Here is a 24,797-nt window from a genome sequence, read left to right on the forward strand (position 1 = left end):
AATCTCCTAACCTTCACTTAATAAACTGGTCGATAAGATACACCATAATCCAGTTAAATCTGCATAATTAATGCTAATTCGTGCCTTTTCAACCACTTTAGGTTTACCATGATAAGCCACACCAAGACCTGCAATTCGAATCATCATTAAATCATTCGCACCATCGCCAATAGCAACCGTTTGTTCAATGGGTATATCTAACGATGCAGCTAAATTCTGTAATGTTCGAGCTTTAAATTTGGCATCGACTATTTGACCCGTTACTTTACCGGTTAATTTATCATTTTTGATTTCTAACTCATTTGCATAAGCATCGACCAATTTTAATTTTTGTTTTAAATGGTCGGCAAAATAGGTAAATCCCCCTGATGCGATAGCGACATACCAATTTCTTTTTTGTAATTCTTTAACTAGATAAGTCAGTCCCGATGTCAAAGGTAATCCATTTTTTACTTGCTGTAAGAGTTCTTGAGGAGCCCCTTTCAAGGTTGCAACTCGCTTACGTAAGCTGGTCGCAAAGTCTAACTCGCCCCGCATAGCTTGCTCGGTGACAGCCGCTACCTGATGTCCAACACCATATAATTTGGCAAGTTCATCGATGCATTCAATTTTAATCGCCGTGGAATCCATATCCATAACAAGCAAACCCGGTGAGTGTAAGGTGGGTAAATTATCAATAGGTGATACATCAATGCCTAATGCTAGGGAAATCGATTTTGCCTTTTTAGGCATAACGCCAGCAATCCGGACAATTTGGTAAGTTTTAATTTTCCAAGAAGAAACTATCACCATTGGCATCGCCAACTGATTTTGGAATTTTGACAGTATCGTTTTATTTAATTTTTTACCATAGATGATCCAACCTGTTTTACCTGCATTATAGTCAAGCGGAACCACTTCACAACCATTCAAAGATAATGGTAAACCTTGCCAGTTTTGAATATTTTCGGGGAGATCACTATAGGTGAGAGTATAAGCCATTACAAATATCTTTATAACACAAAATAAACCGAGAATTTACCACATCTACTAAAAATTGTCCAAGTGAGCAATAATTATCCTATAATTTAATTTTATACTAGTATATAGTATTGAATAACGTGCATTTTATTAACTAAAAGGAAAGGAAATTACTATGACATTAATGATTTTAGGCCATCCCAATATGGCGCAATCCATTGCTAACAAAACAATTATTGAGACATTACAGCAAACTGTTACCGATCTTGAAATCCGAAATATACATCAACTTTACCCTAATTATCAAATCGATGTAGAACAAGAACAAGCCGCATTATTGAGACATGATCTTATCATTCTTCAATATCCTATGTATTGGTTTAATATGCCAGCTATATTAAAGTTATGGTTTGATGAAGTGTTGACTTACCAATTTGCTTATGGCTCACAAGGTGATAAATTAAAAGGTAAAAAGTTATTGCAGAGTTTAACAATAGGGCAAAAAAGTTACCAAGAATACGGTGAAAATTTAATTGACCACTTTCTTGAATCAGTAAAATTTTCGTCTCTGTATATACAAATGGAATATCTACCACCAGCATTATTATATGGTGTATCGCCATTTGATGATAAAACAGAAATAAGAACCAAAGCCTTAAAACATGGACAGGAATTAGCTGAATTGATAAAAAGTTACTGCTAATGACAAAATGTGATGATATAGCGTGAGGCAGACATCATCACATTAAACGTTCTGTTAGCTATGTTTGGTTAAAACCGCATAAAAAAACCCATCACCGCCGTTGTCGGTAGGTAAAAACTGTTTAACCTCGCCTTGCAATTTTGCATCACTATTTTCATGTAAAAAACGCTCAATTTGCAATCTATTCTCTTCTGGAAGAATTGAACAAGTCGCATAGACTAAAGTACCACCTGTTTTTAAATAAGGCCAAATATTCGTTAAGATCGCATGTTGTAACTCAGTGAGTTGGGCTATATCACTATCACGACGTAACCATTTTATATCTGGATGACGCCGAATAACGCCCGTAGCTGAACATGGGGCATCAAGTAAAATCCGGTCAAATTGACGCCCTGCGCACCATTTTTCTGGCGTTAATCCATCACCAACTTTCACTTCAGCACATTGTTTTAAACGCGTTAAATTATCTTTAATCCGTTTAGCACGACTTGCATCAACATCAACCGCTAATACTTGAGCATTTGGGGCGACTTCTAAAATATGTGTAGTTTTACCACCAGGTGCGGCACACATATCTAAAATTTGCTCGCCATTTTGCGGGGCAAGTAGATAAGCCGCATATTGTGCAGACAAGTCTTGTACGGTCACCGCACCTTCAGAAAAATAGGGCAATTTGTTTACATTAACAGGTTGTAATAACCTAATGGCAGAAGGTATATCGGTAAAAACTTGCGATTCAATGCCTGCTTCGGTAAGTAGTTGTTGGTACTCACTCACTGAATAGTGATTAAGATTCACTCGCAACCACATCGGAGGTTTTTGATTATTAGCAGCAACAATTGCTTGCCACTGCTGTGGATAGGCTTGCTTAAGACGCGTTAGTAACCACGTCGGATGGAGAGTTCGGGCTGTATCTTGTTTACTGTCTTGCGTGAATTGGTTTATTAAAACAGCTTGTTGACGTAAAAATTCCCGCAACACACCATTAATTAATCCTTTGAGAGCGATTTTTTTTAATTCCTTAACCGCGTTAACTGTTTCTCCTACTGCTGCATGCTCCGGAATACGGGTATAGAGAACTTGGTAAACACCCACTAACAATAAATAGTGTAAAACTCTATTTTTACCAGTAAGCACTTTGTTCATCAAGCTATGAATATAGAAATTCAGTTCAGGTAATACCCGCATTACCCCGAAACAGATTTCTTGAACTAACGCTTTATCTTTATCGGCAATTTTAGGATTTAAAGTCATCAATGCAGAACTAAGCGATTGCCCTTCTTCCAACACATTAAAAATAGCCTGAGCACAAACCGCTCGGATATTTTGATATAACTTGTTATTCATAAGCAATGACAGCCTTTATTAATGTTATTACAGAATTAACGATCCAACCCAACCCGCAATAAATAAAGGGATATTAAAATGGGTGAATGTTGGAATAACACTATCACGAATATGATCATGCTGACCATCACTATTAAGCCCAGCCGACGTTGCTAAAATGGTGTCAGAAGGTGGAGAACCAGCATCACCAATCGCTCCAGAAGCACCAATTAAACAGACTGTTGCAATAGGTGAAAAGCCAAGTTGAATACAAAGTGGGACATAGATTGCCGCAATAATAGGCACCGTCGAGAATGACGAACCGATACCTAACGTGATCACCAATCCGACTAACATCATCATAAATGAAGCAATAACTTTATTACCCGCGAATAAAGCAGCACTGTTAATCACTAACGGTTCAATATCATTTGTTTGTTTTAGCACTTCGGCAAAGCCTTGGGCAGAAATCATAACAAAACCAATCATGGCCATCATTTTAATGCCATCGGTAAAAACGCCGTCTGCTTCACCCCATTTAATGGTTCCCGAAACAATAAAGCAAATAAAACCAATTAGCGCTCCTAAAATCATTGAACCTGTATAAAGTTGGATAGCAAAAGAGAGAACAATCGCCAATAAAGACACAATAAGTGAACGCTTATTTACACTATTTACCGTTTCTAAATTCGTCTCTTCACGAATAATTTTATATTCTCTTGGTTTACGGTAACTGACAAAAATTGCCCAAAGTAGCCCAACAAACATCCCTAGCGCTGGTATCGCCATAGCATGCATTACATTCACATGACTAACATCCATGCCAGATGCAGTGATATTTTTTAATAAAATTTGATTTAAAAAGATATTACCAAAACCAACCGGTAAGAACATATAAGGTGTAATGAGTCCAAATGTCATTATACAGGCAATCATTCGTCTATCTAACTGTAATCGAGACATCACATATAATAGTGGTGGGATTAACAGTGGAATAAAAGCAATATGGATAGGTATGATATTTTGTGAAGAAATACTGACCAAAGCAATAATAATAATTAATAACCATTTTATGCGTTTTTTAGCACTGCTCGTTGTCAACTGTTTAACCGCTTTATCAGCTAATAATTCAGGCAATCCCGATTTTGAAATTGCAACCGCAAAAGCACCAAGCATAGCATAAGAAAGAGCGATATTTGCACCATTGCTAATACCTGTATTGAATGCATCAATTGTTTGTTTTAACGTTAAATGGCTAAATAAACCACCAACAAAGGCACCAATAATTAAGCTAATTACCACATGAACACGGCAAAGAGATAAAATTAACATACAAATTACCGCAATAACCACAGCGTTTATTGACGATAAAAGCTCAAAAACTGTATTCATAGATATATTCTCTTAAATAAACAAAGTTAATTATTTTAGTGGATGACTATAGAAAGTGCAATTGATAGTAAATGCTGACTTTTAACCATGATTATTCTAAAAATAGTTGACGTCTAAATGGATTTTAAGTGACAGATTAAAATAAAAAGCAAAATCAACACATTGCTCAATAAACTCCCCATATTTTTTATAACTGTCTGATTAATTTTTTATTGATAAAGATCTCATTTTGATAAAAATCCTTTTTTTATCCTTGCTAATTACAGAATAAATGGCTATTTTAAATAATAGATATTTTTAATAGAAATCATTATATTTATAGAAATATAATAATGAATCATAATGTGGCTTATTTAAAAATTACACTAATTTTATGCTTTAGATGAATTAAATTTTTAATTAAGGAGAAAGATATGTCTAACCGTCCAATTGGATTGGCAGCGTTAACTGTCTTAGATGTTTCACCTGCTAACCAAGTCCTCGTTGCAGCAGAAGCGGGTTATACTCATGTCGGTTTGAGGCTTATACCGGCTACGCCAACTGAACCGGTATATGCGACCGTCGGCGATACGCCATTGGTTCGAGAAATTGAACGCCGTTTAAAAGAGACAGGAATTAAGGTATTAGATATAGAAATCTTCCGTTTAAAACCCGATACCCGTGTCATTAACTTTTTACCCGTACTGGAAACAGGCGCAAGATTAGGTGCCAGTCAGGTACTTTTGGCGGGTAACGATCCCGATCAAAATCGATTAGCCGATAATTTTGCCCAGCTTTGTGACATTGCCGCTCCCCTTGGCATTGCCATCAATATCGAACCGATGCCATGGACAAACATCCCTGGCGTCAATGCCGGTGTTGAACTGCTAAAAAAAGCGAATCAAAACAATCAAGGTATGATAATTGATCCCCTGCATTTTGATCGAGGTCCAAATACCCTTGACGATTTGAAAAAAGTACCTAAAGATTGTTGGCGTTATATGCAACTGTGTGATGGTACTAAAGAAAAACCTCAAGACACAGAAGGACTACTTTATCAAGCCCGTAACTATCGTTTATCCCCGGGGCGTGGTGGTATTGACCTCGTATCTTTGTTGAAAGCTTTACCTGAAATGCCGATTTCAATTGAATGTTGTAATGACGAATTAGCTTTATCTAAATCCCCAATTGAACGCGCTAAAATGTATATTGAAGATACACGTACATTATTAAAACGTGTTGCTGAACAATCTTAATTGTTAACGCTTTATTGAAAAAAAAGTGTGTAGTGGAGAATTTTTAATGAGAAATAATATTGACGGCCATTATTTATTGATTGGTTTAATGGCTTATCCAATACGTCACAGTTTATCACCGCAAATGCAAAACACTATTTATTCAAAACTAAATATTCCTTATATTTATTTGGCTTTTGAAGTTGATCAAGAAAAATTACCCGATGCAATAAAAGGTCTTCGTGCCTTAGGTTTGCGAGGTAGTGCGGTATCGATGCCCAATAAACAATTGGTTTGCCAATATCTTGATAAGTTAACACCTGCGGTTGAAATGAGTGGGGCTTGCAATACAATTTCGAATGATAACGGCATATTAACCGGTTATAACACCGACGGCATTGGCTATATGCGCATGTTGAAAGAAGCAGGCATTGATGTCATAGGTAAAAAAATGACGATTCTTGGTGCAGGCGGTGCAGCAACAGCTATTGTAGTACAAGCTGCACTTGATGGTGTGAAAGAGATCGCCATCTTCAATCAGAAAGATGACTGCTATGCAAAAATTGAAGCAATTGCAAAAAAATTAAATGAAAACACACCATGTAAAGTCAGTGTGACCGACCTTGCTGATAAAGAGCAACTCCGTCAAGCCATTGCCACCAGTGAAGTACTTTGTAACGCTACAGGTGTTGGAATGAAACCATTAGAAGGGCAAAGTTTAATTACCGATCCAACGATGTTAAGACCGGATCTTGTCGTAACAGACTGTATTTATAGCCCACGTAAGACCAAATTGCTTGAAATCGCAGAACAGCAAGGTTGTAAAACCTTAAATGGGATTGGCATGATGCTTTGGCAAGGTGCAGCGCAAATCAAAATTTGGACGGGTGAAGATGCACCTATTGAGTATGTAAAAGAAAAAATGGGATTTAATGATTAGTCGATAAGTAATCTTTTTACCTAATAATCCAATTAAAAATAAGTTAGCAGATTATTTTATGTTATTGTCTGATTTGCATCACACAATATAAGATTAAACATTATAAACATAATCTTTTACCAACAGGATATAAAATGAAAACAGTTACAACCAAAAATCTAGTTATAGGATCGGGTGCGCCGAAAATTATTGTCCCAATTGTAGGGAAAACTGAAACCGAACTACTTGATGAAGTCACATTTTTACAATCGATAGATTTTGACGTTTTAGAGTGGCGAGTGGATCACTTCACCCAAGTTGATAATATTGATGCTGTGAAAACTGTTGCTAAAAAAATTGCAACCTTATTACCGAGCAAACCTATTTTATTTACCTTTCGTACCGCTAATGAAGGTGGAGTAAAACCATGGCCTCTAACCGCTTATCTTGAATTAAACAAAGAAATAGCTAAGAGTGGACTGGTCGATCTGATCGATGTTGAAGTCTTTATCGGCGATCAATACGTAGAAGAAATTATTAATGTAGCGCATCAACATAATGTATTGGTTGTCACATCCAACCATGACTTTGAAAAAACTCCTGCGAAAAACGATATCATTTCTCGATTACGTAAAATGCAAGATTTAGGTGCTGATATTCCCAAAATTGCGGTTATGCCACAGACCACAGATGACGTCCTTACCTTATTAGCGGCAACCACAGAAATGAATGAAAAATATGCAACCAGACCCATCATTACCATGTCAATGGCAGGGCTGGGGGCAATTAGCCGAGTGGCAGGAACAACATTTGGTTCAGCAATGACATTTGGAGCAGCTAAAAATGCCTCAGCACCGGGGCAATTAGATGTCAAACAGTTACGTTATATTTTAGATGTGTTGTATCAAAGTAAACAGTAGGTTAAATAATTTGGTACTTACTTTGACATTAAGATTTAATCAAATATAAAGATATGCGAAGAAAGTATAAATAAAAGTTATCAAGTTGAACAATAGGAGTTTTTATGAGCCAAAGTTGGTTAGGATTAGAAAATGATGTTTGTGTCATCACAGGTGCAATTGGTGGCATGGGCTCCGAAATTTGCCGTGAATTTGCTAAACAAAAAGCGAATCTTGTACTTATCGATTTAGATGAAACAAAATGTCAACAACTCGCTAAATCGTTAAGTAATGAATACGGTATAAAAGCAATTGGTCTTGCCTGTAATACCACTAACGAAGCACAAGTAGATGCAGCGGTCGCAAAAGTAAAACAAGAATTTGGACGTTGTGATGTACTGGTTAATACCGCAGCGATTTTACGTTTTTGTCCGATTGAAGACCTTCCTCTTGATGAATGGAATACTACCGTTAATATTAACCTAACAGGATATTTCCTTATGTCTCAACGTTTTGGGCGTTTAATGATTGAGCAAAAATCAGGTCGTATGGTGCATATCTCAACGGTGGCGTCGCACACGCCTGAAACTTACAGTGGTGCTTACAGTTCAACCAAAGCTGGGGTTTCGATGATGTCTAAACAATTTGCTGCTGAATGGGGACAATTTGGTATTCGCAGTAATGCAGTCTGTCCATGTTTTGTCAAAACACCTTTATCAAAAAAATTCTATGAAGATAAAGAAGTTGAACAAGGTCGTACCCGTATGATTGCCAGCCGTCGTATTGGTGAAACCATTGATATTGCTAATGCTGTTTTATATTTGGCAAGTAAACGTTCTGATTATTCAAATGGTACTGAGCTTGTGGTTGATGGTGGTTACGAAGTGATGCTTGGAGATTTAGTCCCACGTCCAGGTGGTCGTCGCCAATTTGCAGAACAACAACATGCGGCTTCGAAAGCATCGAACAAATAAAAAATATCAGTCAATTAGGCTTATAGCTCACGACCGTGATCATGGTGGTTAATTGGCTTTTTAGGATTTGAAAACCATAATCAAAATAGAGAATAACCATAAGGAGTATCGATGTGTGAGCTAAATATTATTGCAATACATGAGGTAAAACCAGAGTGGGTAAAGGAATATCAACAAGCTGCCCTAAAAGTGCGGAATGAAAGCAGAAAAGAAGCTGGTTGCATTCGTTATGAACTCAGTCTGGATACCAATAACCAACATATTTTTATTTTCTCAGAAATATGGGCAAACCAAGCTGCCATGGAGTTTCATAACACGACTGCTCATTTTATGGAATTTAAACAATTCTTAGAGAATAAATTAGTCGATAGAAAATGGTATAAAACGAAAAAATTCTAATTAAATAGATAACGAATTCTCGTAATGGCTCGCGCTTAGCATAACGCGAGCCATTCTAGTTTTCATCTATTTATAGATAAAATGAATAAATTAAACTTGATCTATAAAATATAAGCATAAGTTAGCAATGGATTTATTATTAACTTTAACACGTTTAGAAGACTATTTTGCAATGTTTGATAGAGAAATTATTTAAATAAAAAGGAGACAAATATGCCCAATTTTTCAGCTATATTTGAACCGTTTGTAATTAATAAAACAACTATACGCAACAGAATTGTCATGCCACCGATAGGGACTAACTTTGCCACATTACATGGCGAAATGGTGGATGACCATATTCAATACTATGAACAACGAGCAAAAGGCGGAACTGGGCTTATTATCCTTGAAAACGTATGCGTTGATTTTCCTTATGGTACTAACGGTACCACACAACTGAGAATCGACAACGATCAATACATTCCCGGATTGTATAAATTTACTGAACGTATGCACAAACATGGGGCATCGGTCGCAGTACAAATTAATCATGCAGGCGCATCCGCTTACCCCGGTCGCTTAAATGGCTTGCAACCTATTTCTTCATCCAATATACCATCTAAAACAGGTGGCAATATTCCCAGACCAGCAACGATTGAAGAGCTTCATGATATTGTTAAACAATATGGACTAGCAGCTCACAGAGCCCAAAGAGCCGGTTTTGATGCTGTTGAAATTCATGCCGGACACTCATATTTGCTGAGTCAATTTTTATCACCGCTGTATAACAACCGTACAGATGAATTTGGAGGCAGTATTGAAAACCGAGCACGATTAATTCGTCTGGTTATTGATGAAATGCGTAGCAAAGTCGGCCCTTTCTTTCCAATCCTTTTACGGATTAGTGCGGTCGATTTTGTAGATGGAGGAAATACTTTAGACGATACCTTAGCTATTTTAGAACACCTGAGTGAGGGTGTGGATGTTTTTGATGTATCTGCCGCACAAAATGATACTATCCAATTTCAGATTGATCAGATGAATCTCCCAGACGGTTGGCGTTCTTACATGGCAAAAGCTGTGCGAGATAAATTTAATAAACCGACCATTGCGTCTGGTAACTTTCGAGACCCGTCAATCATCGCCAAAACAATTAAAGAAGGGATTGCTGATTTTGTCGTTTTAGGACGAGGGCTAATTGCCGAACCTTATTGGGTTGAAAAAGTACAAAATAACGAAATCGACACATTAAGAAAATGTATTTCATGTAATATTGGTTGTGCAGATCATCGCATTGCGAGATCTAAACCAATTCGCTGTACAGTTAATCCGGATATTATCAGTTATGAAGACTATAAACGCTATCAGATCTCAACCCCGCTTAATGTTGTTGTAGTGGGAGGCGGAACGGCTGGACTTGAAGCCGCATGCACAGCAGCAGAAGTCGGATGTAATGTTACATTATATGAAGAAAAGCCTTTTTTGGGTGGTCTGTCAATGATGATTTCACGATTTCCATATAAACAACGTATTGCCGATTTGCCTAAATTTCTTATCAACCGTGCCAAAAGTTTAAAAAATCTCACAATCAATCTTAATACACGAGCAACGCCTGAAATAATCGAAAAATTACAACCCGATTTAGTGATTAGTGCAACCGGTTCAAAACCTTTATTACCCCCTATTAAAGGATTACACGATCAGCTTAGTGCACCAAACAGACAAGTATTTTCGATTTTTGACATCATGGAAGACTTCAATCAATTTACCGATATTGCCAATAAAAAAGTGGTTGTCATCGGTGGGGGAGCTGTCGGGCTGGATGTCGTTGAATATTTTTCTGAAAACAACGCCAAGGCGGTTTCCATTGTTGAAATGAAGCCTGCTATGGCTGAAGATTTGGATTATATTGGTCGTATTTCTATGATGACCATGCTCAAACATAATCAGGTTGATGTTCATCTTTCTACAACTTTACTGGAAGTCGCTGAAAATCACTTTTTAGTTAAAGATAAAGATGGTCACCAATTTAAATTAGAATTCGATTATGGTTTTGTCTGTTTAGGAATGCTAAGTGAAAACACCTTTAGCCAAGCTTTTTCTGAACATGCAACTAAAAATAACTATGTTTATCATAAAATTGGCGATTGTAAACAAGCTCGTAAACTTATCGATGGCATGCGTGAAGGACGAGATGTTATTACCCTGATCCAACGATTGGAGAGGATAAAAAACAAAGAGATTCGTGGAGTTGATATCAATAAACCTTTATAATGCTTTCAACTATCGTTATAAATAGAGTTATTTAACTCAAACTATATCGACGAAAGATTGTGCAAATTAGCTAACGTTTAAATGATAACAAGTATATACTTAGTGTTTTCTCTCTTATTTAAACAATAAGAGAGATTCACTATTATGATTTAAATACTAATTTCTGTATTAGCTTGATTAAGTATATTTCATTATTTAAGCCTATAATTAGCGAAATACGATGAGGTTTATTTTTATGTTTTCGTGGTGGACTAAAGTTTCTTTTTCACTAATCCAAATCCCAATTAAATTATTTGTTAAAAGTAAACCTATACCAGCAGATCCGGTTTCTGAATTAGGTCTTGATACTAATAAACCCATATTATATGTTTTGCCCTATAATTCTAAGATTGATCTTATGGTTGTTCGTTCTTTATGTTCCAAGTTCGGCTTACCTGATCCGCTAGAAGGCATCGATATTAATGGTAATATGGTTCCTTCATATATTTTTATTGATAAAGGCCCGGGTATTTTTGCCTCTAATCAACAAAAAACAAAAGCAATTGACATTTTAAGAGAATATATTTCTGCTCATCAAGAAAATCCCGAGTTGGATATTCAAATGTTACCGGTTTCGGTGATGTTCGGACGCAGTCCAGATAAAGAAGGCAAAAAAAGCCCTTCTCTACAAGTGCTGGGAGCAACTTATAAATTATATAAAATCATTGTTTCAGGTCGAGATTGCTATACCCGTTTTTCAAGAACCGTGTCATTAAAAGATATTGAAATCAATAATCAACAAAATATTTCGGTCTTAGCCCATAAGCTTGCTCGAGTTGCACGTATTCATTTTACCAAACAAAGAATGGCATCAGTGGGGCCTAAACTGCCTGTACGGCAACAAATGCTGAATAAATTATTAACTAATCCTAGCCTTTCTGATGCAATTCAAGAAGAAGCCAAAAGTAAAAATATTAGTCTTGATAAAGCGAAAAAAAATGCACTGGCAATGTTAAACGAAATTGCCGCTAATTTTTCTTATCGAATGCTAAGAATTACCGATATTGTTCTAACTTGGGCATGGAACAGACTTTACCAAGGTTTAAAAGTAACCAATGCCGATCCAGTTCGAGAACTGGCGCAAAATGGACATGAAATTGTTTATGCACCGTGTCATCGCAGTCACATGGATTATCTTTTATTATCTTATGTTCTTTATCGACAAGGATTAGTACCACCTCATATTGCTGCTGGTATCAACTTGAACTTCTGGCCTGCTGGTCCGATTTTTAGACGACTAGGTGCCTTCTTTATTCGTCGTTCATTTAGAGGAAATAAACTTTATACTTCCGTTTTTCGTGAATATTTAGCTGAGTTATTTATTCGAGGCTATGCTGTTGAATATTTTATCGAAGGTGGGCGTTCACGTACCGGTAGATTGCTCGATCCGAAAACAGGCATGCTCATGATGACCATTCAAACGTTATTGCGTGGCGATGCAAGACCTATCACCGTTGTACCGGTTTATATTGGTTATGAACACGTTTTAGAAGTGGCGACTTATGCCAATGAATTACGCGGCGCAAAAAAAGAAAAAGAGAGTTTATGGCGTACGCTAAAAGCCTTTTTAAAATTAAAAAAATTAGGTTTTGGCTATGTTAATTTTGGTCAACCTATCCCACTGAACCAATTTTTAAATCAACAAATACCGGAATGGCGTGATGCAATTGAACCAACTGGCACCGCTCGCCCAAATTGGTTGACACCCACTACCAATGTTCTGGCAAAACAGATCATGGAGCGTATCAATGCCTCAGCAGCTATTAACGCCATGAATTTATGTTGCTCTATCTTATTGGCGGCGGATCAACGGGCATTAACTAAAGTTAAACTTATAGAACATATTAATTATCTTCTTATATTATTAAAAAATATTCCTTATTCTGATTTGATAACGATTCCCGCTCAAAGCGCAGATGAACTATTTGAACATGCTAAACAAATGGGTAAATTTGTTATCACAACCGATGAGGCTGGCGAAATTGTCGGTTTAACCACTGAACAAGCGGTTTTAATGACTTATTATCGTAATAATATTCAACATTTGCTGATCATTCCTGCAATCGTTGCCAGAATTCTTGTGAAGAATAATCGCATCTCCTCAGAAGCGGTTTTAGAACAGGTAAAATTGCTTTTCCCATTAATTAAATCTGAACTGTTTTTATATCATAATGAAGCGCAGTTAGTTGAATATGTAAACCAAATTATCGCCACCTATTGTGACTTAAATTTAATTAGTTGTAAGTCAGATAAATTAGTGCTCAATTATGCAAAAATGTCTGGTTTACAGTTAATTGCTTCGTCATCAAAAGATACCTTACAACGTTACGCGATTGCTTTTTCGCTTTTGCAAAAAGACCCTTCAATTAGTCGAGCTAATTTAGAAAAAGAAGGTCGATTAATTGCGGAAAGATTATCGGTATTACATGGAATCAATGCGCCAGAATTTTTTGATAAAGGGGTCTTTTCAACACTGGTTGCATCACTACGAGAACAAGGTTATCTGGATGATCAAGATAGTGCCAGTTTTCAAAAAATTGAAAACATGAATAATATCTTAAAACCTCTCATTACTCATCGAGTCTTGCAAACAATTGAGGAAATTAATCCTTAATCACGAGTTAGTATCGATAGAGTTTGCCCTTTTATCAGTCGCAAACTCTATCAATATTGTTGAATATAGCAAAATCCACAATACCAATCGATTCACTTGATAGCTTGTACATTGATAATAATTTTAAGTTTTGTTAAGATACGCTTTACATAATTATTGCAAAGTGCTGTTAACAATTTTAGATAAAATTTAATAAAAATTATCGGATCTTTTCTTCTGATTTTTTGATCAAAGTCAAATTTTAACCATTGATATCTGTTTTTTCCTTTATTTCCAATTAATAAACGATTATTATGAATTATTATCCAATAGGGATATTAGTACCTACCAATATTATAAATTAAAATGTAATGTCAGCTTTTAAGGAGTTCATATGCTATTTAACCGTAGACAGTTCTTTAAGATCTGCGCTGGTGGCATGGCAGGAACAACAGTTGCCACGCTTGGACTTGCTCCCAATGTGGCGCTCGCACAAACTCGCCAATTCAAATTATTAAAATCGAAAGAAACCCGCAATAACTGTACCTACTGTTCGGTTGGCTGTGGAATGTTACTTTATAGTCGAGGAGATGGAGCTAAGAATGCCGAATCTTCTATTTTTCATGTAGAAGGCGATCCTGATCATCCAGTTAGTCGTGGCTCACTCTGCCCAAAAGGTGCTGGGGTGCTAGACTATATCAAAAGTGAACAACGTGTTAAATATCCCGAATATCGTGCTCCTGGCTCTGATCAATGGCAACGTATCAGTTGGGATGAAGCGATTGATCGTATTGCTCGATTGATGAAAGAAGACCGAGATAAAAACTTTATCGAAAAAAATGAACAAGGTACAACCGTGAATCGCTGGACATCAACCGGTTGGTTGGTTACTTCAGCTGCGAGTAATGAAACGGGTTGGCTAGCGTTCAAAATAGCTCGCTCATTAGGTATGCTAAGTCTTGAAACTCAAGCAAGGGTTTGTCATGGCCCGTCAGTATCAAGTCTTGCAGCAACGTATGGGCGTGGTGCGATGACAAATAACTGGAATGACATTAAAAATGCCAATGTCGTCATCGTTATGGGTGGAAATGCCGCTGAAGCTCATCCAGTTGGTTTTAAGTGGGCGATTGAAGCTAAAATCACAAATGGCGCTGAACTTATCGCTATTGATCCTCGTTTTCACCGCACGGCTTCGGTTGCCGATAAATATGTTCCGATTCGTGCAGGTTCGGATATTGCCTTCTTACTAGGTATTATTAATTATCTCATTACCCATAACGAGGTTAATTTTGAATATTTAGTCACACACAGTAACGCTAGCTTAATTGTGAGTGATGACTTTAATTTTGATGAAACTAGTGGTTTATTTAGTGGCTATAATGCTGATAATCGCCAATATGATCAAGCCAGTTGGACATATCAAAAAGATGAAAAAGGTTATGTGCTTCGAGATAAAACACTCACGCATCCACGCTGTGTTTGGAATCTGTTAAAACAACATGTAAGTCGATATACACCAGAAATGGTAAACAAAGTTACCGGAAGCCCGATAGACGGATTTTTACATGTTTGTCGGTCTCTTGCCAGTACGAAAACCAATGACCGAGCAGCAACATTTTTATATGCCTTAGGTTGGACACAACATACTTATGGTACCCAAATTATTCGTACTGCTGCCATGATTCAACTTATTTTAGGTAATGTGGGTGTCATGGGTGGGGGAATTAATGCCTTACGTGGACACTCAAATATTCAAGGTTTAACCGATGTCGGACTCTTATCCAATCGTTTACCTGCATATTTGGATTTACCTAAAGACTCGCAAGTTTCGCTTGAACAGTATCTGGATGAAAAAACCCCTAAACCGTTAGGCGCCAATGAGGTGAACTTCTGGGGTAACTATCCCAAATTCTTTATCAGTTTTATGAAAGCGATGTATGGTGATAAAGCGACTAAAGACAATCAATGGGGATTTGATTGGTTACCTAAATGGGATAAAACTTACGATATCTTACGCTTTAGTAAAATGATGCGTGATGGTCAAGCCAATGGTTTTATTTGTCAAGGATTCAACCCACTTGCTGCCTTACCTGATAAAAATAGTATTCGTGAAGGTTTATCTAAACTCAAATTCTTGGTGAGCATTGACCCATTACCCACTGAAACAGCCGAATTTTGGAAAAATCATGGTGAGTCAAACGATGTCGATTCAAGCAAAATTCAAACCGAAGTCTTTCGATTACCGACTAACTGTTTCGCTGAAGAAAACGGTACGATTGTCAATTCATCACGTTTATTACAATGGCATTGGGCAGCAGCAAAGCCTCCTTATGAATCGCTATATGACCCCGAAATCATTTCACGTATCTTTCTAAGAATCAAAGAACTTTATGCTGAAGAAGGCGGTGCTTATCATGAACCAATTAATAATCTTTCTTGGGATTACCAAGATCCAGAAGGGCCAGCAGCAGAAGAATTAGCCCAAGAGTGTAATGGTCGTGCTCTTGCTGACCTTACGGATACCAACGGTAATGTGATTCTGAAAAAAGGTCAATTATTAAGTGGTTTTTCTCAGCTTAAAGATGATGGTACCACCTCTTCAGGTATTTGGATATTCTGTGGTTCGTGGACTGAACAAGGTAATTTAATGGCAAGACGTGATCCAACAGATCCATCTGGTAAAGGTATCCATGCTGGTTGGGCATGGTCATGGCCAATGAATCGACGTGTACTCTATAATCGGGCATCGGCAGATGAACACGGCAATCCATGGGATCCAAACCGAGTATTGATAAAATGGAATGGTTCTCATTGGGATGGCAATGATGTTGCTGACTTTACCGCTACCTTGTCTCCAAGTTTTGGTGCAGGCGCCTTTATTATGAATAACGATGGTTTAGGTGGATTATTCTGCTTAAATCGTCTGGTTGATGGGCCTTTCCCTGAGCACTACGAACCATTTGAAACGCCAATTACCAATAATCCGTTGCATCCAGAACAAATCAATAATCCGGTTGCTCGAGCATTTAAAGAAGATTTAGCGCGTTTAGGTTCAGCAGATGAATTTCCTTATGTGGGAACAACATACAGTATTACAGAGCATTTCCACTTTTGGACACAACACGCAAGATTGGCTTCAATTACGCAACCAGAACAATTTATCGAACTAAGCGAAAATCTTGCCAATAAAAAAGGAATCAAATTAGGCGACACCGTTAAAGTGACTTCGTATCGAGGCTATATAAAAGCGAAAGCGGTTGTAACTAAACGCTTGCCTACGTTAACGGTAGACGGTAAAGAGATCGAAACCATTGGAATCCCAATTGTTTGGGGATTCACTGGACAAACTAAGAAAGGATTTTTGGTCAATGAATTAACTCCTCATTTAGGTGATGCAAATTCACAAACGCCAGAATATAAATCATTCTTAGTTAACATCGAAAAAGTTACCACCGTGGCATAGGCAGGAGGATTAATTATGTCATTACAAACTCAAGATATTATTCGTCGTTCTGCAACTAATGATTTAACGCCTGCGCCGCGAGCACGTGATTATCAACAGGAGGTGGCCAAATTAATTGATGTCACCACCTGTATTGGTTGTAAAGCATGCCAAGTCGCCTGTAGCGAATGGAATGACCTGCGAGCTGAAGTAGGCAATACGGTCGGTGTTTACGATAATCCCGCTGATTTGGAGCCAAAAGCATGGACGGTAATGCGCTATTCTGAAGTTGAAATTAACGGAAAATTTGAATGGCTAATTCGCAAAGATGGGTGTATGCACTGTTCTGAGCCTGGCTGTTTAAAATCTTGCCCTTCTGAAGGTGCTATCATTCAATATGCTAACGGAATAGTCGATTTTCAGTCGGAACATTGTATTGGTTGTGGCTATTGTGTAGCAGGTTGTCCGTTTAACATTCCTCGTATCAGTAACGAAGATAATCGAGCCTATAAATGTACCTTATGTGTTGACCGTGTTTCGGTTGGACAAGAGCCGGCTTGCGTTAAAACTTGCCCGACTGGTGCTATTCATTTCGGGACTAAACAAGATATGATTCGACATGCTGAGCACCGAATAGCCGATTTAAAAAAACGGGGGTTTGAACATGCAGGGCTTTATAATCCTCAAGCGGTCAATGGAACGCATGTCATGTATGTATTACATCACGCTGATCAACCCGATCTGTATCACGGTTTGCCAGATGAACCCCATATCAGTGAACTGGTTAGATTCTGGAAAGGCCCTTGGAAACCACTTTCAGCTGCCGCCTTTATTGCTACTTTTGGAGGATTACTTTTCCATTACATGGGCGTCGGTGCAATTGAAGTAGACGAAGAAGATATCGAACAGGAAAAACAAGCGGATAAACAAGCAAGAAAACGATTAGGATTACCTATTTTTGGTCGTAAAAATAGTGCCGACATACCACAAAAGGAGGAACATCATGAATAAAAAAGGAATGATTCTTAGAACACCACTTATTGTACGTTTTTGCCATTGGTGTATGGTGTGTCTTTTCATCTTAACGGCATTATCTGGTTTATCGTTATTTTTTCCGTCCATTAAACTATTTGGGCTTTTTCTTGGAACCCCTCAACTGGTTAGAGCGTTACATCCCCTAATTGGATGCATCGTCTTTATACTGCTGATGTTCATGTTTGTAAAGCTTGCTCATCATAATATCCCTAATAAAAATGATCTGTTATGGATCAAGAATTTTAAACACGTCATCATGGGCAAAGAAGAAGGTATACCCATTGGCAAATATAATGTTGGTCAGAAATTTTTATTTTGGTGTATCATGAGTTTAATCACTGTGTTATTCGTAACCGGTATGATTATGTGGCGAAGATATGTTTCAGATTATTTTTCAATTGAAATTGTTCGTATTGCAATCTTTTTCCACTCGTTCGCAGCTATTTGCTTAATCTTACTCGCCATTGGTCATGCTTATATGGCTATCTGGGTTAAAGGTTCAATTAAAGGGATGATTACAGGGTATGTATCTCGAGCTTGGGCTCGAAAAAACCACTCTTCATGGTATGAAGAAGAAATGCAAAAAATCTATCAACAGGAACTGGAAGCAGATAAACCTGTAGAAATGAAGCAAACAACAAAAGTCGAACAAAAAACAGCTTTATAGTTGTTTCTAAAATATATCTATTTTATCCGCTGATATTTATCAGCGGAATTATCTCAATCACTAAATCGATTATGGATAAAATAATCATGAATGGTAACCAATAATGAGTATAAAAATCATCCCACAAGTCCAGCTTGAAGAACAAAATATCAATTCCGTTATCAGACAAATTCCCTTACTTTTTTATCCTTCACCAACAACGCTCTATTTGCATCGAGCTAACAGGCTAAAAGAATTAGCAAAAAATAGTCCATTTAGTGACTATCTCTGTTTTTGTGCTCAATTAGCGCAAACGCAAGCAGACTTAGTTAGCCAAAAACCACTAAATAAAGAGCTATTCGAGCCATTAAATAATGATTTACCGCCACTGAGTATAGAAAACTTTTCATTACCCTATTCTTGGCAGGATTATTTAAAGGTGTTATTACAATCATCATCAAATTTAACCGATCAGATTTCAATCGTGATTGAACAACTGGATAAAAACAGTATTGAGCAATTACAAAATAAAGCTTTGCATTTACTTAAAGGCGAATTCCACGCAGTTGATGGCAATGAAGCCGTATTTATTTGGTCTGCACTCTCTGTTTACTATAGCCAGCTAGCTAGCCAAATAAAAGGTAAAGCAGTATCCGAAAATAGTGATAAAAATTGGCTATGTCCCGTTTGTAATAGCATGCCGGTTGCCAGCGTCATTCAACTGGGTGGTCATAATGGACTGCGTTATTTACATTGTAGTTTATGTGAGAGTGAATGGTATGTGCCAAGAGTAAAATGTACCAGCTGTGATAATATGAAAAATATTGAATATTTTTCGCTAGATAGTGAATTGTCAGCGACTAAAACAGAATGTTGTGATGCTTGCCACAGCTATTTAAAAATCTTTGATCAGGATAAAGATCCGCATATTGAAGTTATTGCTGATGATATTGCCTCTTTAATACTTGATATCAAAACCGAAGAAGAAGGTTTTGCAAAAAGTGGTATCAATCCATTTGTATTTGCACAATAAGAATTTAGCTTCTAATAAATTTAGAATTAACCTTGAATAGGTAACTGAACAATATTAGCAGCTATTTTTAGCTTTTTTTCATGAAAAGCAGGATAAAAAACCAATAATCTGATTATTATATTCTTAATTTGCTTGAAATTTTAGCGTATTTTTATATTAATCAGATAATGCCTCATCCTTTTAAAAAATAAGAATGACAAAAAAGTCCAATTACACCTTAACATTTTGGTTGAATCAGTTTAGAATAATACTATTGTACTAGTTTGCGAGTTTATTTTTATGAAACGCTTTTTTTTATTCAGTTGTTTGATGTTAATTACCCCTTTTATGTGTATAGCCAATACGGTAAAAAGTGTTGCCATAACTGCAATTGTTGAACATCCATCACTAGATCAAATCCGAGATGGTGTAAAAGATGAATTAACAAGCAGTGGTTATCTATTAAATGAAAATTTAACGGTTAAGTACAAAAGCGCCCAAGGCAGTAGCGCGACTGCAGCACAAATTGCCAGACAATTTATTGCCGATAAACCCGATGTTATCGTCGCTATTGCAACACCAAGTGCACAAGCAACAGCCGCAGTAACTAAACAAATCCCACTCGTATTTGCAGGAATTACCGATCCCATTGCCGCAAAGCTAGTTAATAATTGGGAACCTACCAATACCAATATTACGGGTGTATCTGATTTTCAAGAGATTGGTCCTCAAATCGACTTTATGAAAAAAATTGTCCCGAATGTAAAATCGGTAGGATACATCTACAGTCCAAGTGAAATCAATTCCACTGTGGTAATGAAAAATTTGAAAGCACAACTTGCAGAACAAAATATTTCATTGGTTGCAGTGCCCGCACAACGAACTGCGGATATTTCCACTGCGGCAAATTCATTAAAAGGCAAAGTTGACTTGATTTATACGACAACCGATAACAATGTTGTATCTGCTTATGAATCATTAGTGAAATTTGCTAATGAAAACAAAATTCCTTTATTAGCATCTTTTCCTGATGCAATTGAAAGAGGCGCCGTTGCGGCTTATGGTATGAGTTATTATGATGTTGGTCGTCAATCAGGCAAACTTGTTGTTCGCATTTTGAATGGAGAAAAACCCGGCAGTATTGCGCCAGAAATTGGACAAGCATTACGACTGGTTATCAATATTGAAGCCGCGAAAAAACAAGGCGCAACATTATCGCCTGAAGTTATTCAGTCCGCTTATAAAGTCATTGGTGAATAACATAATCCCATTTATGCTTTGCTGAATCAATCAGCAGAGCATACCCCTATTATCAACAGAACTCGCTTACTCTCTAACGAATGATTATTTTCGTTTTTTTTATCTATAAAAGAAGCAAAATATACCCAATTTTTGTCGATTAAAAGTGCTTTACAATCACTAATCATAACAGATTGTAATTAAAAATTTACAGCTAAATAAAGTGATATTCCTAGAAAATTATTTAAATATGATTTATAGTAAACACATATTTATCTAAGTTGTAAAAAAATTATTACAAAGGTACCTATATGCGTAATCGTATTTGTAAACTTATTATGCTACTCTGTTTGTCAACCCTTACTTTTTCATCGTTTGCTGATACAGCAAAGGAACAAAAGTATGTTGCTATTACAGCCATTGTTGAACATCCTGCATTAGATAATGTTCGAAGAGGGGTGGAAGATGAATTAAAAGATAATGGTTATATCAACGGTGAAAACTTAAAATTACAGTATGCCAGCGCTCAAGGCAGTAGTGCTAATGCTGTTCAAATCGCTAAACAATTTGCTGCCAATAAACCCGATGTGATTGTCGGAATCGCAACACCTAGCTCACAAGCTTTATTAGCGACGACTAAACGTATTCCAATCATTTTCACGGCTGTAACAGATCCCGTTGCCGCAAGATTAACCCCTAGTTGGGAAGCGTCAAAAACCAATGTGACCGGTGTTTCTGATGCACTACCGTTAGATGCGCAAATAGATATGATGTTAAAAATCAAACCAGATGCGAAAAACATTGGTTATGTCTACAGTCCTAGCGAAGTCAATTCAACTATTGTACTTAAACAATTACAATCAGCACTGGAAAAACGTGGTATGCAAATTATCGCAGCTCCAGCTCAACGTACTTCAGATATTTCTACAGCGGCAAGAAGTTTAAAAGGTAAAGTTGATCTGATTTATACCACTACCGATAACAATGTCGTTTCGGCTTACGAATCTTTAGCAAAAGTCGCTAATGAAAGTAAAATACCTTTGTTAGCCTCCGATCCTGACTCAGCCGAACGTGGAGCCATCGCGGCCTTGGGAATGAGTTATTACGATTTAGGACGCCAAGCTGGTAAAATCGTTATCCGCATTCTTAATGGTGAAAAACCTGGCGATATTCCGCCACAAATAGGTAGCATTACACAGTTAACAATCAATAAAAAAGCAGCTGAGCGACAAGGCGTCGTATTATCTGAAGATGTATTGAAATCAGCAACGAAGATTGTTGAATAGTTTTTTAATTTTATCACGATACCGCTAATTTTAGCGGTTAATTTTAATAGGTTTTTTTCATGTCTTTTGAATTTTTAATAGGCTCGCTGGGAATTGGACTTATTTATGCCATTGTGAGCTTAGGTGTTTTTATATCTTTCCGTTTACTCGATTTTCCGGATCTTACAGCCGATGCTAGCTTCCCGTTAGGTGGCGCAGTATGTGGTTTATGTATTTATATTGGTATTGACCCTTGGATTGCCACACTTTTAGGTATGTTTGCGGGGTGTATCGCCGGTAGTTTGACTGGCTTGCTTTATGTTAAGCTCAATATTTTGCAATTATTATCCAGTATTATTGTCATGATAGGTTTGTATTCAATTAATTTAAGAATATTAGGGCTTGGACGTTATATTACTCACGAAACAACTGAATATTCAGGATCACCGAATCTTGCGTTATTGGATGCGAAAACTATTTTTTCACCCTTTATTTCAGAAGACTACAGTAACCAATATATTGTTCAATCCGTTATGGTTTTTGGCTTTGTTGTTGTGGTTTGGTTACTGCTACATTTATTTTTAAACACCCAAATGGGATTGGCATTGAGAGCAACCGGTACAAACCAAAGAATGGCTAGATCTCAAGGTGTCCCAACGGGCAGCATCACCATTTTAGGTATGGCTATTTCCAATGGCTTAATCGCATTAGGTGGTTCATTATTTGTGCAAACCCAAGGCAGTGCTGATATTACCATAGGTGTGGGGACAATCGTCATTGGTCTTGCTTCTATTATCATTGGTGAAAGTATCTTCCCAACAAAACGTATATGGGCAATTATGCTGGCAGTTATTCTAGGCGCTATTCTTTATCGTTTATTTATAGCTGTAGCACTAAGTAATGAGTTTTTGCACAAAATAGGCGTAGGCACAGAAGACTTAAATCTTATTACCGCAATATTGGTTGTACTTGCTCTTGTACTACCTAAGCAATTAAAAAAATACTCGAAAAAAAGAGGAAATAAACATGCTTAACGTTGAACAATTGCAATTAACTTTTAACCAAGGTACACCTATTGAAAATCACGTATTACGTGGCTTAAATTTAAATATAAAAGAAGGTGAGTTTGTTACGATTATTGGTAGTAATGGTGCGGGTAAAAGTTCGTTACTTAATATTATTAGCGGAGATTTACTCAGTGACTCAGGGCATGTCATCATCAATGGCAAAGATGTAACGCGTGTTCCTGCCTGGAAAAGAGCAGGAATGGTTGCCAGAGTGTTTCAAGATCCGATGGTGGGAACCTGTGAAAATTTAACCATCGAAGAAAATCTTGCTATTGCTTATAATCGTGGACGTTGTTTTACATTACGCCCTGCACTTAATCGCAAAATTCAGTCCATATTTAAGGAAAAGCTTGCGACTTTAAATTTAGGTCTCGAAAATCGTTTATCCGATATGATGGGGTTACTTTCAGGAGGACAAAGACAAGCAATAAGTTTATTGATGTCGACCTTACAGCCATCTAAAATTTTGTTACTCGATGAACACACCGCTGCACTTGATCCTAAAACAGCTCAATTCGTTCTAGATCTGACTAATGAAATAGTGGGCAAAAACCACTTAACGACCATGATGGTAACACATTCAATGAAACAAGCTCTAGAATACGGAAACAGGACCGTAATGCTTCATCAGGGACAAGTCGTACTTGATGTTTCTGGTGAACAACGTGATAAGATGACGGTAAATGACTTATTAGCTATGTTTGAAAAAACACGCGGTGAAAAAGTTACTGACGATGCCTTACTTTTAGGTTAATATTAACAAACAAGCAATATTCCTTAATAGGAGTATTGCTTTCTCTTTTTGTCTGTCCAATCAAACTCTCCAAACTTTAAGCTCTTTCAATTGCTCACATAATGTTATCAAAGCATAAGTTAATCAAAGATCACTTTTTCATATTAATGGATGACCAATAATAAAGTACCTTAGCTAACGCTTTTTTTAAATATTTAATCTACAGACATTAACTTCGATTCAATATCTTTCCAATAAAGAGCATAAATTTGACTCATTGTTATTATAGAGAGCACTTAACTAGACTATTGGCTAGATAGGTGTCAAACATTTAATGGAATTTTATAATCAACAGTCTAGTCTAAATAACAGATATGTTATTAGCATCAAACAAATTTATCACTCATTGGGCAGGTTAAATCTACAGATTTATATTTTTCATGTTATGAAAATTGAACTACGACATTACACTGATATAACAATAGATATTTAATGGAATTTTGTAATCGACGACTTAATGTAGATAATAGACATGTTATTAACATCAAACAAACTTATTAATATTTGTAATAAGTATTAGGTAGATCCAATCTGCTGTTTGATATTATTCATGAGATACCGCTTTAAATGGTTTATTAAAAGCGATTAATGAGCTCATTTCAAATCATATCCCGTTCAGTCGTC

General features: G+C 36.9%; 19 protein-coding genes. 16 read left to right on the forward strand and 3 right to left on the reverse strand.

Annotated features, from left to right (window positions below):
* Nucleotides 1-6: 6 nt before the first annotated feature.
* Entirely contained in the window at nt 7-981 is a 975-nt protein-coding gene (gene serB, locus J3U35_RS08160; protein WP_267349584.1) for a phosphoserine phosphatase, read from the reverse strand.
* Nucleotides 982-1,135: 154 nt separating this feature from the next.
* Here serB and J3U35_RS08165 point away from each other — a divergent pair, with 154 nt between their 5' ends.
* Complete coding sequence (locus J3U35_RS08165) at nt 1,136-1,663, forward strand: NAD(P)H-dependent oxidoreductase (protein ID WP_220216027.1); 528 nt, start codon at nt 1,136-1,138, stop codon at nt 1,661-1,663.
* A 54-nt stretch (nt 1,664-1,717) separates the two neighbouring features.
* Here J3U35_RS08165 and rsmB read toward each other — a convergent pair whose 3' ends face one another.
* Nucleotides 1,718-3,010 (reverse strand): 16S rRNA (cytosine(967)-C(5))-methyltransferase RsmB, encoded by a 1,293-nt coding sequence (gene rsmB, locus J3U35_RS08170; protein WP_267360694.1) that lies wholly within the window; start codon nt 3,008-3,010, stop codon nt 1,718-1,720.
* A gap of 27 nt (nt 3,011-3,037) precedes the next feature.
* Complete coding sequence (locus J3U35_RS08175) at nt 3,038-4,381, reverse strand: Na+/H+ antiporter family protein (protein WP_220216029.1); 1,344 nt, start codon at nt 4,379-4,381, stop codon at nt 3,038-3,040.
* A 413-nt stretch (nt 4,382-4,794) separates the two neighbouring features.
* Between J3U35_RS08175 and J3U35_RS08180 the strand changes: the two genes are divergently transcribed.
* The 15 genes from J3U35_RS08180 to J3U35_RS08250 all read left to right on the forward strand — a co-directional run bounded on the left by J3U35_RS08180 (nt 4,795) and on the right by J3U35_RS08250 (nt 24,134).
* Complete coding sequence (locus J3U35_RS08180) at nt 4,795-5,616, forward strand: sugar phosphate isomerase/epimerase family protein (RefSeq protein WP_267360696.1); 822 nt, start codon at nt 4,795-4,797, stop codon at nt 5,614-5,616.
* Between the two features lie 46 nt (nt 5,617-5,662).
* Nucleotides 5,663-6,535 (forward strand): shikimate dehydrogenase, encoded by an 873-nt coding sequence (locus J3U35_RS08185; RefSeq protein WP_267360698.1) that lies wholly within the window; start codon nt 5,663-5,665, stop codon nt 6,533-6,535.
* Nucleotides 6,536-6,669: 134 nt separating this feature from the next.
* Nucleotides 6,670-7,434: a type I 3-dehydroquinate dehydratase gene (gene aroD, locus J3U35_RS08190; protein WP_267360699.1), complete on the forward strand. Its 765-nt coding sequence runs from the start codon at nt 6,670-6,672 to the stop codon at nt 7,432-7,434.
* Between the two features lie 104 nt (nt 7,435-7,538).
* Entirely contained in the window at nt 7,539-8,387 is an 849-nt protein-coding gene (locus J3U35_RS08195; RefSeq protein WP_220216033.1) for an SDR family NAD(P)-dependent oxidoreductase, read from the forward strand.
* Between the two features lie 111 nt (nt 8,388-8,498).
* On the forward strand, nt 8,499-8,786 hold the full coding sequence (locus tag J3U35_RS08200; protein ID WP_267360701.1) for a putative quinol monooxygenase: 288 nt from the start codon (nt 8,499-8,501) through the stop codon (nt 8,784-8,786).
* 213 nt (nt 8,787-8,999) lie between these two features.
* Nucleotides 9,000-11,042: an FAD-dependent oxidoreductase gene (locus J3U35_RS08205; protein WP_267360703.1), complete on the forward strand. Its 2,043-nt coding sequence runs from the start codon at nt 9,000-9,002 to the stop codon at nt 11,040-11,042.
* 235 nt (nt 11,043-11,277) lie between these two features.
* A complete protein-coding gene (gene plsB / locus J3U35_RS08210; RefSeq protein ID WP_267360705.1) occupies nt 11,278-13,695 on the forward strand; it encodes a glycerol-3-phosphate 1-O-acyltransferase PlsB in 2,418 nt (805 codons plus the stop codon).
* A 373-nt stretch (nt 13,696-14,068) separates the two neighbouring features.
* Nucleotides 14,069-17,137, forward strand: coding sequence for a formate dehydrogenase-N subunit alpha (fdnG, locus tag J3U35_RS08215; protein ID WP_267360706.1), 3,069 nt, complete (start codon nt 14,069-14,071; stop codon nt 17,135-17,137).
* A gap of 15 nt (nt 17,138-17,152) precedes the next feature.
* Complete coding sequence (gene fdxH / locus J3U35_RS08220) at nt 17,153-18,127, forward strand: formate dehydrogenase subunit beta (RefSeq protein WP_294825775.1); 975 nt, start codon at nt 17,153-17,155, stop codon at nt 18,125-18,127.
* Nucleotides 18,120-18,818 carry a formate dehydrogenase subunit gamma gene (locus J3U35_RS08225; protein ID WP_267360708.1) on the forward strand — a complete coding sequence of 233 codons (699 nt, stop codon included), beginning with the start codon at nt 18,120-18,122 and terminating at the stop codon, nt 18,816-18,818. The genes fdxH and J3U35_RS08225 overlap by 8 nt, the downstream gene beginning before the upstream one ends.
* Before the next feature lie 103 nt (nt 18,819-18,921).
* Nucleotides 18,922-19,830 carry a formate dehydrogenase accessory protein FdhE gene (fdhE, locus tag J3U35_RS08230; protein WP_267360710.1) on the forward strand — a complete coding sequence of 303 codons (909 nt, stop codon included), beginning with the start codon at nt 18,922-18,924 and terminating at the stop codon, nt 19,828-19,830.
* 279 nt (nt 19,831-20,109) lie between these two features.
* Nucleotides 20,110-21,069 (forward strand): ABC transporter substrate-binding protein, encoded by a 960-nt coding sequence (locus J3U35_RS08235; RefSeq protein ID WP_267360711.1) that lies wholly within the window; start codon nt 20,110-20,112, stop codon nt 21,067-21,069.
* A gap of 290 nt (nt 21,070-21,359) precedes the next feature.
* Entirely contained in the window at nt 21,360-22,334 is a 975-nt protein-coding gene (locus J3U35_RS08240) for an ABC transporter substrate-binding protein (protein WP_267349559.1), read from the forward strand.
* Between the two features lie 59 nt (nt 22,335-22,393).
* Complete coding sequence (locus J3U35_RS08245; protein ID WP_267360713.1) at nt 22,394-23,347, forward strand: ABC transporter permease; 954 nt, start codon at nt 22,394-22,396, stop codon at nt 23,345-23,347.
* Nucleotides 23,340-24,134, forward strand: coding sequence for an ABC transporter ATP-binding protein (locus tag J3U35_RS08250; RefSeq protein WP_267349556.1), 795 nt, complete (start codon nt 23,340-23,342; stop codon nt 24,132-24,134). Before J3U35_RS08245 ends, J3U35_RS08250 begins: the two co-directional genes overlap by 8 nt.
* Nucleotides 24,135-24,797: the final 663 nt, after the last annotated feature.

It is taken from the genome of Gilliamella sp. B2717, from assembly GCF_026536675.1.
Lineage (GTDB): Bacteria > Pseudomonadota > Gammaproteobacteria > Enterobacterales > Orbaceae > Gilliamella > Gilliamella apicola_I.

Coding starts and splice junctions, on each gene's coding strand:
- J3U35_RS08175 (WP_220216029.1), bottom strand. CDS start 4,381: ATGAATACAGTTTTTGAGCTTTTATCGTCAATAAACGCTGTGGTTATT.
- rsmB (WP_267360694.1), bottom strand. CDS start 3,010: ATGAATAACAAGTTATATCAAAATATCCGAGCGGTTTGTGCTCAGGCT.
- J3U35_RS08205 (WP_267360703.1), top strand. CDS start 9,000: ATGCCCAATTTTTCAGCTATATTTGAACCGTTTGTAATTAATAAAACA.
- fdnG (WP_267360706.1), top strand. CDS start 14,069: ATGCTATTTAACCGTAGACAGTTCTTTAAGATCTGCGCTGGTGGCATG.
- J3U35_RS08240 (WP_267349559.1), top strand. CDS start 21,360: ATGCGTAATCGTATTTGTAAACTTATTATGCTACTCTGTTTGTCAACC.
- fdxH (WP_294825775.1), top strand. CDS start 17,153: ATGTCATTACAAACTCAAGATATTATTCGTCGTTCTGCAACTAATGAT.
- J3U35_RS08185 (WP_267360698.1), top strand. CDS start 5,663: ATGAGAAATAATATTGACGGCCATTATTTATTGATTGGTTTAATGGCT.
- serB (WP_267349584.1), bottom strand. CDS start 981: ATGGCTTATACTCTCACCTATAGTGATCTCCCCGAAAATATTCAAAAC.
- aroD (WP_267360699.1), top strand. CDS start 6,670: ATGAAAACAGTTACAACCAAAAATCTAGTTATAGGATCGGGTGCGCCG.
- J3U35_RS08165 (WP_220216027.1), top strand. CDS start 1,136: ATGACATTAATGATTTTAGGCCATCCCAATATGGCGCAATCCATTGCT.
- J3U35_RS08245 (WP_267360713.1), top strand. CDS start 22,394: ATGTCTTTTGAATTTTTAATAGGCTCGCTGGGAATTGGACTTATTTAT.
- J3U35_RS08250 (WP_267349556.1), top strand. CDS start 23,340: ATGCTTAACGTTGAACAATTGCAATTAACTTTTAACCAAGGTACACCT.
- plsB (WP_267360705.1), top strand. CDS start 11,278: ATGTTTTCGTGGTGGACTAAAGTTTCTTTTTCACTAATCCAAATCCCA.
- fdhE (WP_267360710.1), top strand. CDS start 18,922: ATGAGTATAAAAATCATCCCACAAGTCCAGCTTGAAGAACAAAATATC.
- J3U35_RS08200 (WP_267360701.1), top strand. CDS start 8,499: ATGTGTGAGCTAAATATTATTGCAATACATGAGGTAAAACCAGAGTGG.
- J3U35_RS08225 (WP_267360708.1), top strand. CDS start 18,120: ATGAATAAAAAAGGAATGATTCTTAGAACACCACTTATTGTACGTTTT.
- J3U35_RS08235 (WP_267360711.1), top strand. CDS start 20,110: ATGAAACGCTTTTTTTTATTCAGTTGTTTGATGTTAATTACCCCTTTT.
- J3U35_RS08180 (WP_267360696.1), top strand. CDS start 4,795: ATGTCTAACCGTCCAATTGGATTGGCAGCGTTAACTGTCTTAGATGTT.
- J3U35_RS08195 (WP_220216033.1), top strand. CDS start 7,539: ATGAGCCAAAGTTGGTTAGGATTAGAAAATGATGTTTGTGTCATCACA.